The 19,024-nt window shown below is 62.0% G+C and carries 20 protein-coding genes; 5 read left to right on the forward strand and 15 right to left on the reverse strand.

Going from position 1 to position 19,024, the window contains the following annotated elements:
- Positions 1-3 precede the first annotated feature (3 nt).
- Positions 4-1,104 (reverse strand): efflux RND transporter periplasmic adaptor subunit, encoded by a 1,101-nt coding sequence (locus F7R20_RS13370; protein WP_003198187.1) that lies wholly within the window; start codon positions 1,102-1,104, stop codon positions 4-6.
- A 94-nt stretch (positions 1,105-1,198) separates the two neighbouring features.
- On the opposite strand from F7R20_RS13370, the gene F7R20_RS13375 reads away from it, so the two are divergent.
- The gene (locus F7R20_RS13375; RefSeq protein ID WP_003198185.1) at positions 1,199-1,834 is read left to right on the forward strand and encodes a TetR/AcrR family transcriptional regulator; all 636 of its coding nucleotides are present in this window, start codon (positions 1,199-1,201) and stop codon (positions 1,832-1,834) included.
- A gap of 229 nt (positions 1,835-2,063) precedes the next feature.
- Here the strand turns inward: F7R20_RS13375 and F7R20_RS13380 are convergent, their stop codons facing one another.
- Positions 2,064-2,846 (reverse strand): class I SAM-dependent methyltransferase, encoded by a 783-nt coding sequence (locus F7R20_RS13380; protein WP_003198183.1) that lies wholly within the window; start codon positions 2,844-2,846, stop codon positions 2,064-2,066.
- Between the two features lie 91 nt (positions 2,847-2,937).
- Between F7R20_RS13380 and F7R20_RS13385 the strand changes: the two genes are divergently transcribed.
- A complete protein-coding gene (locus tag F7R20_RS13385) occupies positions 2,938-3,558 on the forward strand; it encodes a hypothetical protein (RefSeq protein ID WP_003198181.1) in 621 nt (206 codons plus the stop codon).
- A gap of 1 nt (position 3,559) precedes the next feature.
- Here the strand turns inward: F7R20_RS13385 and F7R20_RS13390 are convergent, their stop codons facing one another.
- The 7 genes from F7R20_RS13390 to ppc form a co-directional block, all read right to left on the reverse strand.
- On the reverse strand, positions 3,560-4,258 hold the full coding sequence (locus tag F7R20_RS13390) for an extensin-like domain-containing protein (RefSeq protein WP_003198180.1): 699 nt from the start codon (positions 4,256-4,258) through the stop codon (positions 3,560-3,562).
- 16 nt (positions 4,259-4,274) lie between these two features.
- On the reverse strand, positions 4,275-5,096 hold the full coding sequence (locus F7R20_RS13395; RefSeq protein ID WP_003198178.1) for an isocitrate lyase/PEP mutase family protein: 822 nt from the start codon (positions 5,094-5,096) through the stop codon (positions 4,275-4,277).
- Positions 5,097-5,129: 33 nt separating this feature from the next.
- Positions 5,130-5,990, reverse strand: coding sequence for a DUF72 domain-containing protein (locus tag F7R20_RS13400; protein ID WP_003198176.1), 861 nt, complete (start codon positions 5,988-5,990; stop codon positions 5,130-5,132).
- Positions 5,990-6,301 carry a hypothetical protein gene (locus F7R20_RS13405; RefSeq protein ID WP_003198174.1) on the reverse strand — a complete coding sequence of 104 codons (312 nt, stop codon included), beginning with the start codon at positions 6,299-6,301 and terminating at the stop codon, positions 5,990-5,992. The genes F7R20_RS13400 and F7R20_RS13405 overlap by 1 nt, the downstream gene beginning before the upstream one ends.
- 386 nt (positions 6,302-6,687) lie before the next feature.
- Complete coding sequence (gene tsaB, locus F7R20_RS13410) at positions 6,688-7,365, reverse strand: tRNA (adenosine(37)-N6)-threonylcarbamoyltransferase complex dimerization subunit type 1 TsaB (protein WP_003198172.1); 678 nt, start codon at positions 7,363-7,365, stop codon at positions 6,688-6,690.
- A gap of 94 nt (positions 7,366-7,459) precedes the next feature.
- Entirely contained in the window at positions 7,460-8,107 is a 648-nt protein-coding gene (gene adk / locus F7R20_RS13415) for an adenylate kinase (protein WP_003198170.1), read from the reverse strand.
- A 291-nt stretch (positions 8,108-8,398) separates the two neighbouring features.
- On the reverse strand, positions 8,399-11,029 hold the full coding sequence (gene ppc / locus F7R20_RS13420; RefSeq protein WP_003198168.1) for a phosphoenolpyruvate carboxylase: 2,631 nt from the start codon (positions 11,027-11,029) through the stop codon (positions 8,399-8,401).
- Between the two features lie 180 nt (positions 11,030-11,209).
- Here ppc and F7R20_RS13425 point away from each other — a divergent pair, with 180 nt between their 5' ends.
- The 3 genes from F7R20_RS13425 (at position 11,210) to F7R20_RS13435 (ending at position 13,091) form a co-directional block, all read left to right on the forward strand.
- Entirely contained in the window at positions 11,210-11,554 is a 345-nt protein-coding gene (locus F7R20_RS13425) for a hypothetical protein (RefSeq protein ID WP_003198166.1), read from the forward strand.
- A gap of 283 nt (positions 11,555-11,837) precedes the next feature.
- Entirely contained in the window at positions 11,838-12,251 is a 414-nt protein-coding gene (locus tag F7R20_RS13430; protein WP_003198164.1) for a DUF4398 domain-containing protein, read from the forward strand.
- 51 nt (positions 12,252-12,302) lie between these two features.
- The gene (locus tag F7R20_RS13435) at positions 12,303-13,091 is read left to right on the forward strand and encodes an OmpA family protein (protein WP_027913149.1); all 789 of its coding nucleotides are present in this window, start codon (positions 12,303-12,305) and stop codon (positions 13,089-13,091) included.
- A gap of 188 nt (positions 13,092-13,279) precedes the next feature.
- Here the strand turns inward: F7R20_RS13435 and F7R20_RS13440 are convergent, their stop codons facing one another.
- The 6 genes from F7R20_RS13440 to lysS form a co-directional block, all read right to left on the reverse strand.
- Entirely contained in the window at positions 13,280-13,609 is a 330-nt protein-coding gene (locus F7R20_RS13440; RefSeq protein ID WP_003198160.1) for a hypothetical protein, read from the reverse strand.
- On the reverse strand, positions 13,606-14,511 hold the full coding sequence (locus F7R20_RS13445; RefSeq protein ID WP_003198158.1) for an alpha/beta hydrolase: 906 nt from the start codon (positions 14,509-14,511) through the stop codon (positions 13,606-13,608). The genes F7R20_RS13440 and F7R20_RS13445 overlap by 4 nt, the downstream gene beginning before the upstream one ends.
- 145 nt (positions 14,512-14,656) lie before the next feature.
- Positions 14,657-15,934, reverse strand: coding sequence for a flavohemoglobin expression-modulating QEGLA motif protein (locus tag F7R20_RS13450; RefSeq protein ID WP_003185001.1), 1,278 nt, complete (start codon positions 15,932-15,934; stop codon positions 14,657-14,659).
- A 36-nt stretch (positions 15,935-15,970) separates the two neighbouring features.
- Positions 15,971-16,525, reverse strand: coding sequence for a hypothetical protein (locus tag F7R20_RS13455; RefSeq protein WP_003198156.1), 555 nt, complete (start codon positions 16,523-16,525; stop codon positions 15,971-15,973).
- Between the two features lie 141 nt (positions 16,526-16,666).
- The gene (locus F7R20_RS13460) at positions 16,667-17,383 is read right to left on the reverse strand and encodes a TetR/AcrR family transcriptional regulator (RefSeq protein WP_003198153.1); all 717 of its coding nucleotides are present in this window, start codon (positions 17,381-17,383) and stop codon (positions 16,667-16,669) included.
- Between the two features lie 101 nt (positions 17,384-17,484).
- A complete protein-coding gene (gene lysS, locus F7R20_RS13465; protein ID WP_003198151.1) occupies positions 17,485-18,987 on the reverse strand; it encodes a lysine--tRNA ligase in 1,503 nt (500 codons plus the stop codon).
- Positions 18,988-19,024: the final 37 nt, after the last annotated feature.

Consider the following 19,024-nt stretch of genomic DNA (forward strand, 5'->3'; position numbering starts at 1 on the left):
GGATTACTCCTTGGCCGTCAGGTTGACCACGCGGTTGGAGCGATCCACCGGCCGCACCTGCTGGCCGTCGAGGAGCACATGCACGCCGGCCGCCACCACCCAGTCATCTGGGTTGAGGCCTTCAAGCACCGGAACGGTCTTTTCGCCGAAGGCGCCGACCCGCACCGGGACTTTTTTCAGGGTGTTGTTGGCGTTGACCACCCAAACGTACGTCGCGCCATTTTCAGCCGTCAGGGCCGACAAGGGCACCGACAGCGGCACCTTGTCGGCAGTCTGGATAAACACCCGGGCGCTCTGGCCCAGCTCGGCCGGGACACTGCCAGCGGTGAAGGCCACACGGGCGGCGAAGGTACGGGACTTGGGGTCGGCGGCCGGCGAGAGCTCGCGAATACGTCCGCTGAAACGCTGGTCGGGCTGGCTCCACAGTTCGACCGAAACCGGCTGGCCGATCTTGAACCGGCCAAAACCCTGTTCCGGCAGGCTGATCAGCACTTCACGCTCGCCGTCGGTCGCCAGGGTGAACACCGTTTGACCGGCCGCCACCACCTGCCCGACCTCCACCGAACGCCGCGCAACCACGCCATCCTGGGGCGCACGCAGCACCGAATAGCTGGCCTGGTTGTTGGCGACGTCGAACTCGGCCTTGATCTGCTTGAGCCGCGCGGTGCCGGAGCGGTAAAGGTTTTCGGCATTGTCGTACTGGGAGCGGCTGACCATCTGCCGTTCCATCAAGGTTTTGTAGCGGTCACGCTCGGCGCGCACCAGATTCAGGTTGGCCTCGGCGGCAGCGACCTGGGCACGGGAGGCCTCCAGTTGCAGGCGCACATCTTCGGGATCGAGTTCGGCCAGTGGTTGATTGGCCTTGACCCGCTGGCCCTCTTCGACCAGTCGTCGGCTCACCTTGCCGCCAATGCGAAAGGCCAGGTCGGGCTCGAACCGTGCTCGCACTTCACCGGGGTAACTGTCCATCGCCTGGGTTGAAGGTTGTGGTTTCACCACCAGGGCCGGGCGCACGGCGACCGGGACCGGCTCGTCATGACCGCACGCAGACAATAAAAAAGCCAGGGTGACTGGCACGGCGAGGGGCAAGGCATAGCGGAACATGGCGAGTGACCTTTCGCTAATGGTGCTTGGAATAATTATACTGGCGAGTATGTTATTAATAGCAAACTCACCAGTCCAGTATTAAAGCGAAGAAATGTCGAACAATCCTCCAATCCCTTCCGGCCCCGGCCGTCCCAAGGACTTGGCCAAGCGCCAGGCCATTCTCGACGCGGCGAAGAAACTGTTCATGCATCTGGGTTATGCCAGCACCAGTATGGACGCCGTCGCCACTGAGGCGGGCGTGTCGAAACTTACGGTCTACAGCCATTTCAAGGACAAGGAGACGCTATTTTCCTCCGCCGTGATCGCCAAGTGTGAGGAACAGGTACCGACGCTTTTTTTTGAATGGCCTGACGGCGTTCCGATCGAAAATGTGTTGTTGAACATCGCTCGCGGTTTCAACCAACTGATCAACAGCGACGAATCGCTGAATCTGCATCGGTTGATCATGGCCTTGGGTAGCCAGGACCCGAAGCTGTCGTCGATTTTCTTCGAAGCCGGCCCGCAACGGATACTCTCAGGCATGGAACGCCTGCTGACCAAGGTCAACCAGCACGGCGCCCTGAGCATCGACAAACCGCGCAACGCCGCCGAGCATTTCTTCTGCCTGATCAAGGGCGCAGCGAACTTCCGCCTGTTGTATGGCTGCGGCGCGCCACTGGAACCTGAAGCGGCCGAGGCCCATGTGCAGGAAGTGGTGGAGTTGTTTATGCGGGCTTATCGGCCTTAGGCCTGCCACCGGTTTCTCTGACTGAGGTGGACCTGCGGGAGCAAAGCTTTCCCTGACAGAGGTTGACCTGTGGGAGCAAAGCTTTCCCCGACAGAGGTTGACCTGTGGGAGCAAAGCTTGCTCGCGATGGCGGCGCTGCGATCTCTCAGAACACCGCGTCATCGTTCATCGCGAGCAAGCTTTGCTCCCACAGATCATTCTTCTCCGACAGAACACCTTTTCCCACAGATCAGGGCTTGAGCGCTTTCTTCGGGTAGATATCGTAGCGACTGGATTTGCCATCGAGCCCATGACTCGGCTTCGGCCCTTCGATGCACGGAGCCTTGCGTGGGCGCTTGACCACTACCCGGTGGGTCGCCAGGGCCAGGGCCGCAGCGAGCAGCGCCGGGGCGTCCGGGTCATCGCCCACCAGAGGGCGGAACAGGCGCATTTCCTTCTTCACCAAGGCGGTTTTCTCCCGGTGGGGAAACATCGGGTCCAGGTAGATCACCTGGGGCGGTTCGCCTTCCCAGTCGCGCATCACTTCGATGGAATTGCCCTTGAGCAAACGCATGCGCGCCACGATCGGCGCCACGTCGAAATCCTCCGCCGCGCGGGCCAGGCCATCCTCCAGCAGGGCCCCAATCAACGGTTGACGCTCGATCAGGCTCATTTCGCAGCCCAGGCTGGCCAGCACAAACGCATCCTTGCCCAACCCGGCCGTGGCATCCAGCACCCGCGGACGCACACCTTGGGCGATACCGACCGCCTTGGCGATCATCTGGCCGCTGCCGCCACCGTACAAACGCCGATGGGCTGCTCCGCCCTCGACAAAGTCCACCCGCACCGGTCCTGGCGCGTCCGGGCCCAGTTGCTGCAACTGCAATCCCTGCTCGCCGATCTGCAAGGCAAACTCGCCATCGTCCACTTGCAAAGGCAGGCCAAGCCGCTCGGCCCAGTGCTCGGCCTGCGATTGGAAGGCCGGGGCCAGGGCCTCGACATGGATGCGGCAGGCCGCGGGTTGCTCACTCATGGAAACATGCTCAAAAAATTAAGGATCGGCAAAAACGGCCGATAACAACGGTGAACGGCATTTTGCCAGAGCTGAGCGTCGACCGAGAAAAATGTCAGACATTCAATCCACATCGATAGGCGTTATCTCCCCTTACGGCGATTACAGCCTGCGTAACACCCAAGCGCTGAGCGGCGTCAGTCACCTGTGGCAGGATTTTTTTGCCCGGGCCCTGGCCGATCAACTGGGTGATAACGCACCGGCACCTGGCAGCTACCAGCCAGTGGCCCTCGATGAAGCGGTTGAACCGACCCTCGGCGCCGAACTGCTGGAGCACATCGTCAGCCAGCGCACCTGCGAAGTGACCGAAACACCGGTCAAGCCGCCTGAGCCGCTGTTCCTGCCCATCGCTGAATTCGAACTCGACCTGCTGGACAAGCCGTTCCCGCCTTTCCCAGCGGAAGAAATCGCCGCCCAGCAAAAACAGCAGACCTTCGAAAGCAATTGGGTTCGCCCACTCGTCCTCACCGCCGGCCAACCACTGCCGGAGCCCGGCCCTGCACCGCAACCGCGCCCACTGCACCTGCCGATTGCCGAGTTCGAACTCGACCTGCTGGACAAGCCGTTCCCGCCCTTCCCGGAAGAGGAATTGGTGGCGCAGCAGAAACAACTGGACTTCGACACCCGCTGGGCACGTCCGATCGTGCTGCAGAACCTGCGCATCGCCGCTTAAATCAGCGACAGATCCACCAAGGCCCCACATCCAGATGAAAATGGTTGCGGTGCGCCGCGTTGTAATCCGGGCTCAAGACCACACTGAACATATCGCAGGCACCGTCGCGGGCCTGACGTAGAAAGCGCGCATCGGCATTGTCCTTGGGCCAGTCCTTGAGCACGCTGACCGTGCGCCCATCGGCCAGGCGAAACCCGGCGATGTCCAGCGCACTGGCAGTGGCGTGCTGGCTACGCGAGCCGTTCTCACGACCGTACATGTTGCGACAGGCGAAACTGCCGAGGTGATCGACTCGCGTCACTTTCTGCCCATAGACCGCCGCTGCCGCCGGCTGCAACCCATGGCGCTCGAACAGCGCGAAGGCCACGGCCAGCGGGCAACTGGCGAGGAAACTGCTGCTCAGCGCTACCTCACCGCCCTGCACCCTCAGCACGTTGGTCAGCGGGCAATCGGTATTGGCGCCGCTGTCAGCCTGGCGAGCGGTGCGCAGCCCCGACGTGGCGAGGGCCTGGTCGCACAGCTGTGGGTCGTTGCGCAGGGCCATGAGCTTGAAACGGGTCAGCAGGTTCGGCGCAAGGTTGACGTCCAGGGGCGCCCAGGGATTCCATTGGGGCGGCACCGCCACCCAGCCGCGCCATACCCCCAGCACTGCGACGCCAACGAGCAGTGCCACGACCGCAAGAACTTTCAAAAACCGCACGATGTTGCCTCGGGCATCAACCCTTGAATAATTGGTTGGCCTGCTTGAACGGCATCGAGCGGCGCGTGAAGGTGAACGTGCCCTGCTGCTGGATTTCCTCGGCGGCGCGGAAGAACTCGCCAAGCGCGGCCAGGGCCAACGCCGATCCGACGCTGATGCGCTTGACGCCCAACTCGCTCAACTGCGCGACGGTCAGGTCCAGCGCCCCGGACATCAGCACATTCACCGGTTTCGGCGCCACGGCCCGCACCACGGCAAGCACTTGCTCGGCGCTGCTCAGCCCCGGGGCGTACAACACGTCGGCACCTGCGTCTGCGAAAGCCTTCAAGCGGCGAATGGTGTCGTCCAGGTCCGGATTGCCGTGCAGGAAGTTCTCCGCCCGGGCCGTCAGCAGGAAGGGATACGGCAGGCTGCGCACCGCGTCGGCGGCGGCCTTGACCCGCGCCACGGCATGGTCGAAGCAATAGATCGGGCTGTCTTCGCGCCCCGTGGCATCTTCGATCGAACCACCCACCGCACCGGCCTGCGCCGCACGGAGCAGGTTACGCGCGCAATCGTCGGGGGCATCGGCAAAACCGTTCTCCAGGTCTACAGCCACGGGCAGGTCGGTGGCCGCCACAATCGCCCGCACATTGGCCAGCGTGTCCTCCAGGCCCAGCGCGCCATCGGGCCGGCCCAAGGAAAAGGCGTGGCCGGCGCTGGTGGTCGCCAGGGTTTCAAAGCCGAGGCTGGCCAGCATCTTGGCCGAACCGGCATCCCACGGGTTGGGAATGACAAAAGCCCCTTCACGTTCGTGCAAGGCCTTGAACGCCTGGGCTCGACGAGTTTGCGCATCCATGTAGTTCGCTCCTGAGCAGAGAAGGAATGGGCCTCAGAGCAAACCCAGTTGCTCGGCGGCGGGCTCTCTATATAGCTCAGGCAGGGCCGGCAATCCAGGCAAACGACTCATCAGGCGAGTGTGGAAGCGTTGCGCGAGTTTGGCCGCCAGCAGGTTGTCGGCGGTGTGCAGGAAGATATAGGGCGTGCGCCCCTCTTCGATCCATCCGGCGATTTTTTCCACCCACGGCGTCAGGAACGGTTCATTGGCTTCCAGCACCGGATGACCGATGAAGCGCACTTGCGGACATTGGGTGAACGCCGCAGGCCGGAGCGGCACGCGAGGCTTTTTCGATTGCGCGTGAAGCACCGCAGGATCAAGCGAGGTGCAACTGAACAAGGCCCGGGGATCGAGACAGATGCGTTCAACACCACGATCGAGCAACAGGCGATTGAGGCGCCGTTCGGCATCGCCCTTGGCGAAGAACTCATCGTGACGGACCTCCACGGCCAAGGGGCGCTGCAAGGCGTCGATGAACCCCGCCAGTTCCGGCAACCGATTCGGGGTGAAGGCCTTGGACAGTTGCAGCCAGTACGGCGAGACGCGCTCACCCAAGGGACTGAGCAGTTGCAGGAAGGTTTCGGTGGCCGTCAGGCGCTCGCGCAAGTCGCCGTTGTGGCTGATGTCACCGGGAAACTTGGCGGTGAAGCGAAAGTGCTCGGGCATGATTTCGGCCCAGCGCTGGACCGTGGCCGCAGACGGGCTGGCGTAGAAGGTCGTATTGCCTTCCACGGCATTGAACACTTGGGAATAGAGATTCAGGAAGTCGGTGCTTTTGGCGTCCTGGGGATAAAGATAATCACGCCAGGCGTTTTCGCTCCAGGAGGGGCAGCCCAGGTAGTAAGGCAAGACCATCAGATGTAGAGATCGAGACCCAGCACTTCCATATCCCAATCGACGAAACCGGCGGTGCTCAGGTAGCTCGCCAGGGCCGTGGCGACACTGCGGCTCATTGCACGGTGATAGAGCATGTCTTGCTGGCGGGCGGGAAGATTGCTCAGGCGTTGCGCGGAGGCTTTGGCGGCACGGGCGGCCAATTGCTCTTCAGACGGGAACTCCAGTTCGCCATCGATATCATCATCGAAGGATTCTTGCTCAGCGATTTTGCCTGCACGAGGCTTGCGCTTGATGGGATAGGACTGGGATGAAAAGCCGTCTATACGCATAACAGAATGCTCGGTATCAATGATGGCAATTTAGCGGCACTTTCGCAGCCGCGCAAATGCGCAAGTGATAACTAGAACACATAAAGCCCAAAAGGTTTAAAAACGGCCTGAAAAAATGACGACTGGCAATATTGGGTGTGACTTTTGGGGGCGTAAATAACTTTGAGAAGAGGAATGACTTTTGATCGTTCCTCACACTCCGCGTGGGAATGCCGCCAGGGACGCTCCGCGTTCCGCTTCTGGAAGGTGACGCAGAGCGTCACGGGATGCATTACCACGCAGAGCGTGGGAACGATCAGGCTGCGGCGGCGGTGGAAGATCGTTCCTCACGCTCCGCGTGGGAATGCCGCCAGGGACGCTCCGCGTTCCGCTTCTGGAGGCTGGGTTTATCGCTCGGATTTTGGCGTTGCGACCTTGTCCCGCAAGTACACCGGCTGCGCATCATCGGCCACAATGGCTTCACCACGGGCCCAGGCGAAGCGCGCCAGGGCCAGCAGGTCTTCGGCGTGAGGCAGCAAGGTGGCGTCCTGGCCGGTCAGGCTGACGGCGATGCGCTCGCCGTAGCCCCAGCCGGTACCGGCACCGAACCAATCACCGTCGGCCCCGCTCGGCAACGCCGCCGCTTCGGGCGGCAATACCGCTTCGGCACCCACCAGACGCATCTCGCCGTCGGTTTCGCGATAGCAGCCCCAGTACACCTCGTCCATGCGCGCATCGATGGCCGCTGCGACTTGGCGGGCGCCTTGTTCGCGCAAAGCGCGCTGGGCCAGCACCGCCAGGTTCGACACCGGCAACACCGGCCGCTCCAGGGCAAACGCCAGTCCTTGCACCACGCCGATGGCGATGCGCACGCCGGTAAAAGCCCCCGGCCCGCGACCGAAGGCAATCGCGTCCACTGCCTGCAAGGTCGTCCCGGCATCGCTCAGCAGTTTCTGGATCATCGGCAACAGCTTCTGCGCATGCAGGCGCGGGATCACCTCGTAATGGCTCGTGACCTTGCCGTCGTGCAGCAAGGCAACGGAGCAAGCTTCAGTCGCGGTGTCCAGGGCCAGCAAGGTGCTCATCGATGTGTCCGTAAATCAGGTGGAAAAAAAGTGCGCCAGTATAAACAACTACGGCCCGCAAGCGGGCCGTAGTTGTTGCAACTGATCAGACTTTTCAGCTCAGCGCTTCGAGCACCTTGCCGGTGATCGCATCGACCGTGCCAACGCCCGGGATGTGGCTGTACTTCGGCTTGCCCTGGGCAGCCGACAGATTCTGGTAGAACGCCACCAGCGGCTTGGTCTGGGAATGGTAGACCGACAGGCGATGACGCACGGTTTCTTCGGTGTCGTCCTTGCGCTGCACCAGCTCTTCACCGGTGACGTCGTCCTTGCCCGCGACTTTCGGCGGGTTGTAGACGGTGTGGTAGACACGGCCGGACGGCTCGTGGACACGACGACCGGCAATGCGCTGGACGATCTCTTCGTCGTCGACCGCGATTTCGACCACGTGATCGAGCTCAACACCGGCAGTCACCAGGGCTTCAGCCTGGGGAATGGTGCGTGGGAAGCCGTCGAACAGGAAGCCGTTGGCGCAATCGGCTTGAGCGATACGATCCTTGACCAGGGCGATGATCAGGTCATCCGACACCAGGCCGCCGGCATCCATGATGCTCTTGGCCTTGACGCCCAGCTCGGTGCCCGCCTTGACTGCGGCACGCAGCATGTCGCCAGTGGAAATTTGCGGGATACCGAATTTTTCGGTGATGAACTTTGCCTGAGTACCTTTACCGGCCCCGGGAGCTCCCAGCAGAATGACGCGCATCGATGTGCTCCTCAATTTTTTTATGTAAAACGCTCGGATTCGCCTCGTGGGGCCAATCTTCGAAAAACAGGATCGTGACCGCCCAAACGGCCAAAGGCTGATCAAGATACACAGCAGGCCCGACCCACACAAGCCGCCGAAAGTCGGAGGAACCCGCGCCCGATACGACCTTCGGAGGGGGTGGCGAGAGTCGCAACCGGGCAACGAACTGTCGCCTGGCCAACCTGTTCCCTCCCCCGACGGACAACGCCCGGGAACGCCGGGCGAGCCGTTTCGGTGCGCTGCCTAACCTTAGCCGGTATTGCGCAAACCGGCGGCAATCCCCGCCACAGACACCAGCAACGCCTGTTCCACGGGGCTGCCCTGGGCTACATCCTGCTGCCGCGAGCGCGCCAACAGTTCGGCCTGCAACAGGTGCAGCGGGTCAAGGTAAGTGTTGCGCAGACGAATGAATTCCAGCGTGGCTGGGCTATGTGCCAGTAGCTGCGACTGACCGGTCAACCCAAGGACCACCGAGCAGGCCTGCGACAATAGGTCGCGTAAATGCGCACCCAAAGGCAGCAGCCCAGGTTCCACCAAACGCTCGTCGTAGGAGCGGGCAATATCGGCGTCGGCCTTGGCCAGCACCATCTCCAGCATGTCGATGCGGGTCCGGAAGAACGGCCATTGCTCGCGCATCTGCCCCAGCAACTCACCTTCGCCACGCTCCAGGGCCTTGCTCAGTGCGGTTTCCCAGCCGAGCCAGGCCGGCAGCATCAGGCGGGTCTGGGTCCAGCCGAAGATCCACGGGATCGCCCGCAGGCTTTCGATGCCACCGGCCCGACGCTTGGCCGGACGGCTGCCCAGGGGCAGGCGCCCCAGTTCCTGCTCGGGGGTGGACTGGCGGAAGTACTCGACAAATTGCGGGTTTTCCCGCACCACGGCGCGGTAGGCCTTGACGCCATCGGCCGCCAGTTCGTCCATCAGGTGCCGCCACTGCGGCGTGGGCGGCGGCGGTGGCAGCAGCGTCGCTTCAAGCACCGCAGCGAGATAAAGGTTGAGGTTCTGTTCGGCGATGTCCGGCAGGCCGAATTTGAAACGAATCATTTCACCTTGCTCAGTGGTACGGAAACGCCCGGCCACCGAACCCGGCGGCTGGGACAGGATCGCCGCGTGCGCCGGACCACCACCACGGCCCACGGTGCCGCCGCGACCATGGAACAACAGCAGTTCGACTTGCTGCTCGCGGCAGATGTCCACCAACCGCTCCTGGGCCCGATACTGCGCCCAGGCCGCCGCGGTGGTCCCGGCGTCCTTGGCCGAATCGGAATAGCCGATCATCACTTCCTGAGGACCTTGCAGCCGCGAGCGATAGCCGGGCAGCAGCAACAGCCGCTCGATCACCGGCCCGGCGTTGTCCAGGTCGGCCAGGGTCTCGAACAGCGGCACCACCCGCATTGGCCGCAACACGCCGGCGTCCTTCAATAACAGCTGCACCGCGAGGACATCGGAAGCCGCACCGGCCATGGAGATCACGTAGGAACCCAGGGATGCCGCTGGCGCCGCAGCCACTTCCCGGCACGTCGCCAAAACTTCCGCCGTGTCAGCCGATGGCTTGAAATGGGCCGGCAGCAGCGGACGCCGGTTGCTCAGTTCCGCCAGCAAGAAGCTGATGCGCTGCTCCTCGTTCCAATCCTCATAGCGCCCCAGGCCCAGGTAGTCGGTTATTTCCGTCATGGCAGCGGTATGGCGCGTCGAGTCCTGGCGCACGTCGAGGCGCACCAGGAACAGGCCGAAGGTCACTGCCCGGCGCAGGCAATCTAGCAGCGGCCCGTCGGCAATCACGCCCATGCCGCATTCGTGCAACGAGTGGTAGCACAGCTCCAGGGGGTCCAGCAGCTCGCGGTTGTGCTGCAACACATCGGCGCTTGGCGGCGTGGCGGCGCTCAGGGAGGCGTGGGCCCAGTTGCGAGTGGCGCGCAGGCGTTCACGCAGTTGCTTGAGCACGGCGCGATAAGGTTCGGCGCTGTCGCCGGCCTGGGCACGCAAGGCCTCGCTGGCGTGTTGCATCGACAGCTCGGCCGCCAGTTGATCGACGTCACGCAGGTACAGGTCCGCCGCCATCCACCGCGCCAGCAACAGCACCTCGCGGGTCACGGCGGCGGTAACATTCGGGTTGCCGTCACGGTCGCCGCCCATCCACGAGGCAAAACGGATCGGCGCGGCCTCCAGCGGCAGGCGCAAGCCGGTGGCGGCATGCAGCGCCTGGTCAGCCTTGCGCAGGTAATTGGGAATGGCCTGCCACAGCGAGTGCTCGATTACCGCGAACCCCCACTTGGCCTCGTCCACCGGGGTCGGCCGGGTGCGGCGGATTTCTTCAGTGTGCCAGGCTTCGGCGATCAAGCGTTGCAGGCGTTCGTGAATCTGCGCGCGCTCGGCGCTGGTCAGGTCGCGGTGATCCTGGGCGGCCAATTGCGCGGCAATGGCGTCGTATTTCTGGATCAGCGTACGGCGAGCCACTTCCGTGGGGTGGGCCGTGAGAACCAATTCGATCTCCAGCCGCCCCAATTGCCGGGCCAGGGCCTCTGCGCCATGGCCTTCGGCCCGCAACCGGGCGAGCAACTCGGGCAACACCCGCGCCTCGAAGGGTTCCGGCTGCGATTCTTCGCGGCGGTGGATAAGTTGGTATTGCTCGGCGATGTTGGCCAGGTTGAGAAACTGGTTGAACGCCCGCGCCACCGGCAGCAGTTCGTCCTCGCTCAACTGGTTGAGGCTGGCGCTGAGTTCGGCGTCCACGGAACCGCGTCGATCAGCCTTGGCACCCTTGCGGATCTGCTCGATCTTGTCGAGAAACGTGTCCCCGTATTGTTCACGGATGGTGTTGCCCAATAGCTCACCGAGCAGGTGAACGTCTTCGCGCAAGCGTGCATCGATATCGGTCATCAGCATTTCTCCAGCAAAAAAGTCCGGACAGCTCTTGGATTAGAGAGTGCCGATGCCCACCGTTTCTGACAAGCGACGAAGGGACTTTAAACCTTGCAGGACAAAGCTAGTCTCATGATTAAGCCACACCACGGCTTGTCACTCACCGCGCCTGCCACGAGCAGGCTTATTGAGGTCATCATGAAAATTCGTGAGCTTGCCCAGCATTGGGAAGAAAACGCCAAGGGCCGTCTGACCCAGACTGGCTACACGATTCATCTGGACGTGGAAGCCGCCGCACGGCTGGCGGCGATCTGCGACATGTACCCCAAGCGCCAGCCCGAGGAGCTGCTCGGCGAGCTGATCGGGGCGGCACTGGAAGAGCTGGAAGCAAGCTTCCCCTACATCAAGGGTTCGCAAGTCGTCGCGACCGATGAAGAAGGCGACCCGCTGTACGAAGACGTGGGTCCGACCCCGCGATTCCTCGCCTTGTCCCGGCGGCATCTGCACGAACTTTCCTCGCAGAACGACAAATCCAAACACTGACCGCTTTCATTCCTGGTTGCGACTTTCCGGCGCGATGCTTTCCCACCCGCGCCGGAATACCGCTGCGCGCCTTGAAAGTTCAGCTTTTCTGCGACTGACCGATCAGTCAGTAATTCTTTTGGCGAATGGCCATCTTCGCTGAACTTTTGAAAAACGCCTCGGGTCACACCGAGTAACCATACTGGAACGGTTGTTTAAATAAACGCGCCTTGGCGCCAGCACCAAACCAGACGTCACGGCTTCGGTCCCAGCATGGATTTGTAGTTTTTTCAGGAGTTTTCCAATGGAGTTGAAGCCTATGAATACCTGCACTGCCAAACCCTCGTCCACTGGCCTGCGCGGCTTGAAGTTGGCTGCCCTGGCGATCGGTAGCAGCTTCATTCTCGCCGGTTGCGCCGGTAATCCACCTTCGGAGCAGTACGCGGTGACCCAATCGGCGGTCAATAGCGCCGTCAGCGCCGGCGGTACCGAATTCGCGGCTGTGGAAATGAAATCGGCCCAGGACAAACTCAAGCAGGCCGAAATCGCCATGCATGACAAGAAATACGACGAAGCCAAGCGTCTGGCCGAACAGGCCGAGTGGGACGCCCGCGTCGCCGAGCGCAAGGCTCAGGCCGCCAAGGCCGAACAAGCACTCAAGGACTCTCAGAAAGGGGTTCAGGAACTGCGTCAGGAAGGCATGAACAAGGTTCAGTAAGCCGTTCACGCCACGACGTACTTCTCATTGATAAAAGGACGACAGACTATGATGCACAAACACTTGATGATGCCCGCCCTGCTCGCTGCCTGCGTAGCCCTGGCCGCTTGCTCCCACGACCCGAACGCGAACCTGGAACAGGCACGGACCAACTACAACGGCCTGCAGGCTGATCCAGCGGCGACCAAAGTGGCTGCATTGGAAACCAAGGACGCCGCCGACTTCCTGGCCAAGGCTGACAAGGCCTACATGGACAAGGAAGACGAAGCCAAGGTCGACCAGTTGGCCTACTTGACCAACCAGCGCGTCGAAGTGGCCAAGCAGACCATCGCCCTGCGCAACGCCGAAGCCGAGCTTAAAAACGCCGGTGACGAACGTGCCCGTGCCCTGCTCGATGCGCGTAATGCGCAGATCAAGCAACTGCAGGACAGCCTCAACGCCAAGCAGACCGAACGCGGTACGCTGGTGACCTTCGGCGACGTGCTGTTCGCCACCAACAAGTCCGACCTGCGCGCCAGCGGCATGACGAATGTGAGCAAACTGGCGCAGTTCCTCCAGGAAAACCCGGACCGCAAGGTGATCATCGAAGGCTACACCGACAGCACCGGTTCGGATTCCTATAACCAGTCCCTGTCCGAGCGCCGCGCCAGTTCTGTGCAACTCGCGCTGGTGAAGATGGGCGTCGACCCGGCTCGCATCGTGACACAGGGCTACGGCAAGGAATTCCCGGTGGCTGACAACACCAGCGTCTCGGGCCGTGCCATGAACCGGCGCGTGGAAGTGACCATCTCCAACGACAACCAGCCAGTGGCCCCACGTTCGACCATGAGCGCCAACTGATCGGCTGAGAGCAACAAAAAAGCCCCGCCTGATTTCTAGTCAGGCGGGGCTTTTTTCATGGCCGAATAGGTTTGGCTGTACACAACCCCTGTGGGAGCGAGCTTGCTCGCGATGGCGGCGTGTCAGGCACTATTTATGCTGCTGAACCACCGCTATCGCGAGCAAGCTCGCTCCCACAGGGGTCTCGCTTATGGCTGAAGTTTCTGCGGCGTTTCCTGGCCCATGCAGCGCACCGCGCGTTTCTTCTCGTTGATCAGCACGCCGGTCAGGCCTTTCTGCTCGGTGTCGAACAACACCAGCACACCATCGATGCATTGGGCGACCTGGGGGGCCGGCTCCAGGGAAACCTTGTAGTCCTCGCCCGGTACGGTCTTGAGCATGGTGAACTGGTTGAGCAGCAACGCGTCCTCGGGCTTGGCGAAGTGCAGGTAGCCGTAGTACCACAGCGTCGCAACGGTGCCGAGGATGCTGCAGATACCGGTGATGATCAGGGGGATGGCGTTACGTTCTTCGCTCATTGCGGACTCTCTGGTGATTCAACGGGTGATTTCGGGTAATTCGGGACCTCGCCCAGGCGGCGCAGGCCGTCGAAGTGCTGGGGGTCGTCGAGGTAGCGCAGCATCACGGTGCGCCAGGTTGGGTCGGCGAATGTCTGCACATGGCCGCCGCGTGTCAACTGCAAGACCCGCGGCGGCGGCGCAGCTTGATACAGGCGGATGCCATTGGAAAGGGGCACGATGGGGTCGTCCAGGCTGTGGTAGATCAATTTCGGCACGCCATTCAATTGCGCCACGGAACTGATCGCGCTGTCACCGTCCGGTACCAGCCAGGACAATGGCACCTGGAACGGCCAGGTCAACCACGAGGTGCTCAGGGCAAACCGGCCGACGTCACGATAGCTGGCAGGCACGCCATCGAGCACCAGGGCCTTGAGCTGCCGTTGGCGCTGCGGGTGCTCGACCAGGTAATGCACCGCCAGCGCACCGCCCAGGCTCTGGCCGAGCAGCACCAGAGGCTTGCCCTGCACCTCGGGCGCCTGGTCGAGCCATTGGAACGCGGCGTCAATGTCCTGGTAAATCGCCGGCAGGCTCGGCTCGCCTTCGGACAGGCCATAACCCCGGTAGTCGACCATCAACACCTGGTAGCCCTGCTCCGGCAACCACCAGCTCCCGCCCAGGTGCCAGGCCAGGTTGCCACCGTTGCCGTGCAAATGCAGGACCGTGCCCTTGACCTCCACACCCGGTTTGACCGGCAGCCACCAGCCGTGGAGCTTGAGACCGTCGGCGGTGGTCAAGGTGACGTCGCGGTATTCGAGCCTGGCCCGCTCCGGGGTGAACGGCAGGCCGTGCTCGGGGTAGAACAGCAGGGAGCTGCAACCGCTCAGGGCCAGCAGCAGGCAAATGATGCCGAGGGTTCGCATCCGGTGAAACCTCGCAAGTCAGAAGTAAACGCAGTCCCCCTGTGGGAGCGAGCTCGCTCGCGATAGCGGTGGGTCAGTCACAGCCGTACTGACTGTGCTGACGCTATCGCGAGCAAGCTCGCTCCCACAGGGATTGGTGGTGCGATTAGAGGATATTGGAATAATCCGCTTCGATCCGGTCCAGGCTCAGGTGGTTCAGGAAGTTGGAGAAACACATCCAGGCCGACAGGGCGTTCATGTCGCGGAACTGCTCGGGCAGGTACTTGGGCGGTACGACCAGGCCTTCGTCCACCAGTTGCCGCAACGTGCGCATGTCCTCGAGGGTGGTCTTGCCGCAGAACAGCAGCGGCACCTGTTCCAGCTTGCCCTTGCGCACGGCCAACTGAATGTAGTTGTAAACCATGATGAAGCCTTTGAGGTAGGACAAGTCTTTGGTGAATGGCAGCCCCGTCGGCACCGACCCTCGGAAAACCCGACTGGCGTTGCCGTAGCTTTCGGCCATTTCAAAACCCTGCTCGCGGAAGAACTCGAAGACCTGCAGGAAATCGGCGCCCTCCTCCACCATGTGAATGGCCCGGGTGCGGTTGGTCAGTTTGCGCAGGCGGCTCGGGTAGGAGGCGAAGGTGATGATTTCCATCAGGATCGCCAGGCCTTCCTGAGTCACCGTGGACGAGGGTGGGCCCTTGGACAGGAAGGTGCAGATCGGCTGGTTGAGGCCGTTGAGGGTGGTGCCGACGTGCACCAACCCTTCGTGGACTTCCAGCGCTCGTACGTCGCGCTCGTTGAACATCGCATCGGTGCGGATCTTGATGTAGTCCGCGCCCGCCGCTGCGTCGGCCACGATGCCATCGGACTCGAACACCCGGATGGTTTCCTCGGCTTCGCCAAACACCCGGTTGAGGCGGTGTTGCAGCAGGCTGACGGCTTCCTTGGCGCTGAGGACTTTCGGCTCGTCCTTGAGGTCGCCACGGCCATCGATGTTGTTCAGGTAATCGGAGAGCATCAGGCCCAGGTCGGCCAGGGTCGGGTCGCCGGCGTGGAAAGCATCGGAGGCGGCGCCATAGAGCTCCTGGGAGATCAACCCGAAATCCTCGGTGCCACGCGCCTCGAGCATGCGCACCACCATGCGGTATTCCTTGCACATGCGGCGCATGATCTGGCCAACCGGGTTGAACTGCCCAAGCTGGCGGGTGATGTCGCGCTCGATGTTCTGGAACTCCAGCTTCACCTTGCTCGAATCGAAGGACAGTGGCCGGTTGAGGTAATAGTCGCGATCCACCGCGGGCATTTCCTTGCCCTTGGCCTTGAGAAAGCCCTTGCGGATGTTCTCGTCCCACTTCACCGCGTCGAGGATGCGAATCGGCGTTTGCGCCAGCACAATGCGATCGGACAAGGTGCGTATCGTCTGCTGGTAATCGTCCACCCGGAACTCCTGTGAAAAAACGTCCGCTTGTTGCTGTTATTGGGATTTGACCAGCCGCTGGTAGCGCACGGCCTCCGAGAACACATCGGAATTGGCCGGGTCGTCGAGGTAACTGAAAACCTTGTTCATGTCGCTGTCCACTAGCACGCCATCGCCTTCCTCGCTCTGGTTCGGCTGGCCGCTGAGGCGTTTCTGGGCGATGGCCTGGTTGATCTGATCCAGGTCCAGGTTGTAGACCACCAATTCTTGCTTGTCGGTCAACTCGAAACCGGCGATCAAATAATGGCCGCCAAACCGGGCCGGCACCTTGGCTGACACGTACCAGCGGCTGCCATGACGGGAAACGGTCAGCGGGATGGCTTCGCGCTCATGGGGCCTGGCCCTGAAGTAGCTGATGGCCTGGTAGCGGTGCTTGCCGACCTTCGTCAGCTCCAGGTTCAACGGTTCGCCCCAGGCATTGGTGCTGGTCCAGTGACCGAGCAGGCCCTCGGGCGCCGCTTCGCTGTCAGGCAACGGCGCCTTGAACGACACCAGACAACCACTGAGCAGCAGCAACGACACGGCCAGTACAACGGCACGCCAGGCTTTCATTTGAACTCCCTATGGCACACAACGCGTTGATCGTTCCCACGCTCTGCGTGGGAATGCAGCCATGGACGCTCCGCGTCCACTGTGACGCAGAGCGTCACGGGATTCATTCCCACGCGGAGCGTGGGAACGATCAGTTCGGGGTTACACCGACGCCAGTACCAGGTGCATGTAGCGGGTCAGGATGCCGAGCATATCTTCATCGGCTACCGGCTCGGCGCCATTGAGCAAGCCCTGATATTCCATCCGTCCGATAATCGCCGTCAACACTTTGGCATCCTGTTGCGGCTCACGGGAGCCCAATACCTGGAAAAACTGACAGGTGCCGTGCAGCAAAATCTGCTGGTGGGAACGCACCAACACCGCCAGGCGCGGGTTGAGCAGCGCTTCCTGGCGGAAGGCCTGTTCGGCCATCAGGTATTCACGGCGACTGTCCAATTGGTGTTGCACGTAGTCGGCGGTCATCCGGGCAATGTCGTCCGCCAGCTGCGAGCGCGATTGGGCGCTGCCGTCACCGTAAGCGACCATTTCCCGCAGCAGGCCTTCGTTGTTGGTCCACAGCTTGGCCATGAACGCCGCGCTGCGTTCCACATACTGGGCGAAGGTATCGGTGAGCAAGTCATCGATGTCCTTGAAATAATACGTGGTGGCCGACAGCGGCACGCCCGCTTCGGCGGCCACGGCGCGGTGACGCACGGCTCGCACGCCGTCGCGCACCACAATGCGCATGGCCGCGTCGAGAATCTCCTGGCGACGCTGCTCACTGCCCTGTCGGCTGGCCTTGCGGCCCTGGTACTGAACACTTTCAGCGACAGCCGTGGCGACGCCCGCTGCACCTTCTGAAGCCATTGCACGATTCACGACAGGTCTTCCTCGCTCTTTGAAAAAGTAACCAATTGATACGTTTGTACCAGACAGGCAATAAAAAGCCGCCCTTCCAGGCGGCTTTTTAGTTGAAGCACTTACGCTTGAGGCCGCATGTGCGGGAAGAGAATCACGTCCCGGATCGACGGTGAGTTGGTCAACAACATCACCAGGCGATCGATGCCGATGCCTTCGCCAGCGGTCGGCGGCATGCCGTACTCCAGGGCACGCACGAAGTCGGCATCGTAGTGCATGGCTTCGTCGTCGCCGGCGTCCTTGTCAGCCACCTGGGCCATGAAACGCTCGGCCTGGTCTTCTGCATCGTTGAGCTCGGAATAGGCGTTGGCGATTTCACGGCCACCGATGAACAGCTCGAAACGGTCGGTCACGCTTGGGTTCTCGTCGTTACGACGGGCCAGCGGCGACACTTCGAACGGGTACTGGGTGATGAAGTGCGGCTGCTCCAGCTTGTGCTCGACCAGCTCTTCGAAAATCATCACTTGCAGCTTGCCCAGACCTTCGAAGCCGAGCACCTTGGCACCGGCCTTCTTGGCGATGGCGCGAGCCTTTTCGATGTCGTTCAGATCATCGGCAGTCAGTTCAGGGTTGTACTTGAGGATCGAGTCGAACACCGACAGGCGCACGAACGGCTCGCCGAAGTGGAACACCTTGTCGCCGTACGGCACGTCGGTCGTCCCGAGAACAAGCTGGGCCAGCTCGCGGAACAGTTCCTCGGTCAGGTCCATGTTGTCTTCGTAGTCGGCGTAGGCCTGGTAGAACTCGAGCATGGTGAACTCGGGGTTGTGCCGGGTCGAAACACCTTCGTTACGGAAGTTGCGGTTGATCTCGAAGACCTTTTCGAAGCCACCCACAACCAGACGCTTGAGGTACAGCTCCGGCGCGATACGCAGGAACATTTCCATGTCCAGGGCGTTGTGGTGGGTTTCGAACGGCTTGGCCGCCGCACCGCCAGGGATGGTCTGCAGCATCGGCGTCTCGACTTCCAGGAAGTCACGCTTCATCAGGAAGCTGCGGATGTGGGCGATGACTTGCGAGCGCACGCGGAACGTCTGGCGCACGTCTTCGTTGACGATCAGGTCGACGTAGCGCTGGCGATAGCGCTGCTCGGTGTCGGTCAGGCCGTGGTGCTTGTCCGGCAGCGGGCGCAGGGACTTGGTCAGCAGGCGCACGCTGGTCATCTCGACGTACAGGTCGCCCTTGCCGGAACGGGCCAGGGTGCCTTCGGCGGCAATGATGTCGCCCAGGTCCCAGGTCTTGACGGCGGCCAGGGTTTCTTCCGGCAGGGTCTTGCGGTTGACGTAGACCTGGAGGCGCCCGGTCATGTCCTGGATCACCATGAACGAACCACGATCGAGCACGATACGACCGGCCACCTTGACTGGAATCGCCGCCTCGGCCAGCTCTTCCTTGGTCTTGTCCGCATACTGCTTCTGCAAGACGTCGCAGTAGGCGTCGCGGCGGAAGTCGTTGGGGAAGGCCTGGCCCTTGGCGCGCTCGGCAGCAAGCTTTTCCTTGCGCAGGGCGATCAGGGAGTTTTCTTCCTGTTGCAGGGCTTGCGGGTCGAGTTCTAGGTCGCTCATGTCTTTAAGGATTCCATCACAGGTTCGTTGCCCCCGG

The organism is Pseudomonas brassicacearum subsp. brassicacearum (genome assembly GCF_008801605.1).
GTDB lineage: Bacteria > Pseudomonadota > Gammaproteobacteria > Pseudomonadales > Pseudomonadaceae > Aquipseudomonas > Aquipseudomonas brassicacearum.

Bases quoted from the DNA above. Each gene is read 5' to 3' on its own strand.
- F7R20_RS13425 (WP_003198166.1), top strand. From the start codon at position 11,210: ATGAAAATTCGTGAGCTTGCCCAGCATTGGGAAGAAAACGCCAAGGGC.
- F7R20_RS13440 (WP_003198160.1), bottom strand. From the start codon at position 13,609: ATGAGCGAAGAACGTAACGCCATCCCCCTGATCATCACCGGTATCTGC.
- F7R20_RS13455 (WP_003198156.1), bottom strand. From the start codon at position 16,525: ATGAAAGCCTGGCGTGCCGTTGTACTGGCCGTGTCGTTGCTGCTGCTC.
- F7R20_RS13370 (WP_003198187.1), bottom strand. From the start codon at position 1,104: ATGTTCCGCTATGCCTTGCCCCTCGCCGTGCCAGTCACCCTGGCTTTT.
- F7R20_RS13385 (WP_003198181.1), top strand. From the start codon at position 2,938: ATGTCAGACATTCAATCCACATCGATAGGCGTTATCTCCCCTTACGGC.
- ppc (WP_003198168.1), bottom strand. From the start codon at position 11,029: ATGACCGATATCGATGCACGCTTGCGCGAAGACGTTCACCTGCTCGGT.
- lysS (WP_003198151.1), bottom strand. From the start codon at position 18,987: ATGAGCGACCTAGAACTCGACCCGCAAGCCCTGCAACAGGAAGAAAAC.
- F7R20_RS13445 (WP_003198158.1), bottom strand. From the start codon at position 14,511: ATGCGAACCCTCGGCATCATTTGCCTGCTGCTGGCCCTGAGCGGTTGC.
- F7R20_RS13405 (WP_003198174.1), bottom strand. From the start codon at position 6,301: ATGCGTATAGACGGCTTTTCATCCCAGTCCTATCCCATCAAGCGCAAG.
- adk (WP_003198170.1), bottom strand. From the start codon at position 8,107: ATGCGCGTCATTCTGCTGGGAGCTCCCGGGGCCGGTAAAGGTACTCAG.
- F7R20_RS13380 (WP_003198183.1), bottom strand. From the start codon at position 2,846: ATGAGTGAGCAACCCGCGGCCTGCCGCATCCATGTCGAGGCCCTGGCC.
- tsaB (WP_003198172.1), bottom strand. From the start codon at position 7,365: ATGAGCACCTTGCTGGCCCTGGACACCGCGACTGAAGCTTGCTCCGTT.
- F7R20_RS13430 (WP_003198164.1), top strand. From the start codon at position 11,838: ATGGAGTTGAAGCCTATGAATACCTGCACTGCCAAACCCTCGTCCACT.
- F7R20_RS13375 (WP_003198185.1), top strand. From the start codon at position 1,199: ATGTCGAACAATCCTCCAATCCCTTCCGGCCCCGGCCGTCCCAAGGAC.
- F7R20_RS13435 (WP_027913149.1), top strand. From the start codon at position 12,303: ATGCACAAACACTTGATGATGCCCGCCCTGCTCGCTGCCTGCGTAGCC.
- F7R20_RS13400 (WP_003198176.1), bottom strand. From the start codon at position 5,990: ATGGTCTTGCCTTACTACCTGGGCTGCCCCTCCTGGAGCGAAAACGCC.
- F7R20_RS13395 (WP_003198178.1), bottom strand. From the start codon at position 5,096: ATGGATGCGCAAACTCGTCGAGCCCAGGCGTTCAAGGCCTTGCACGAA.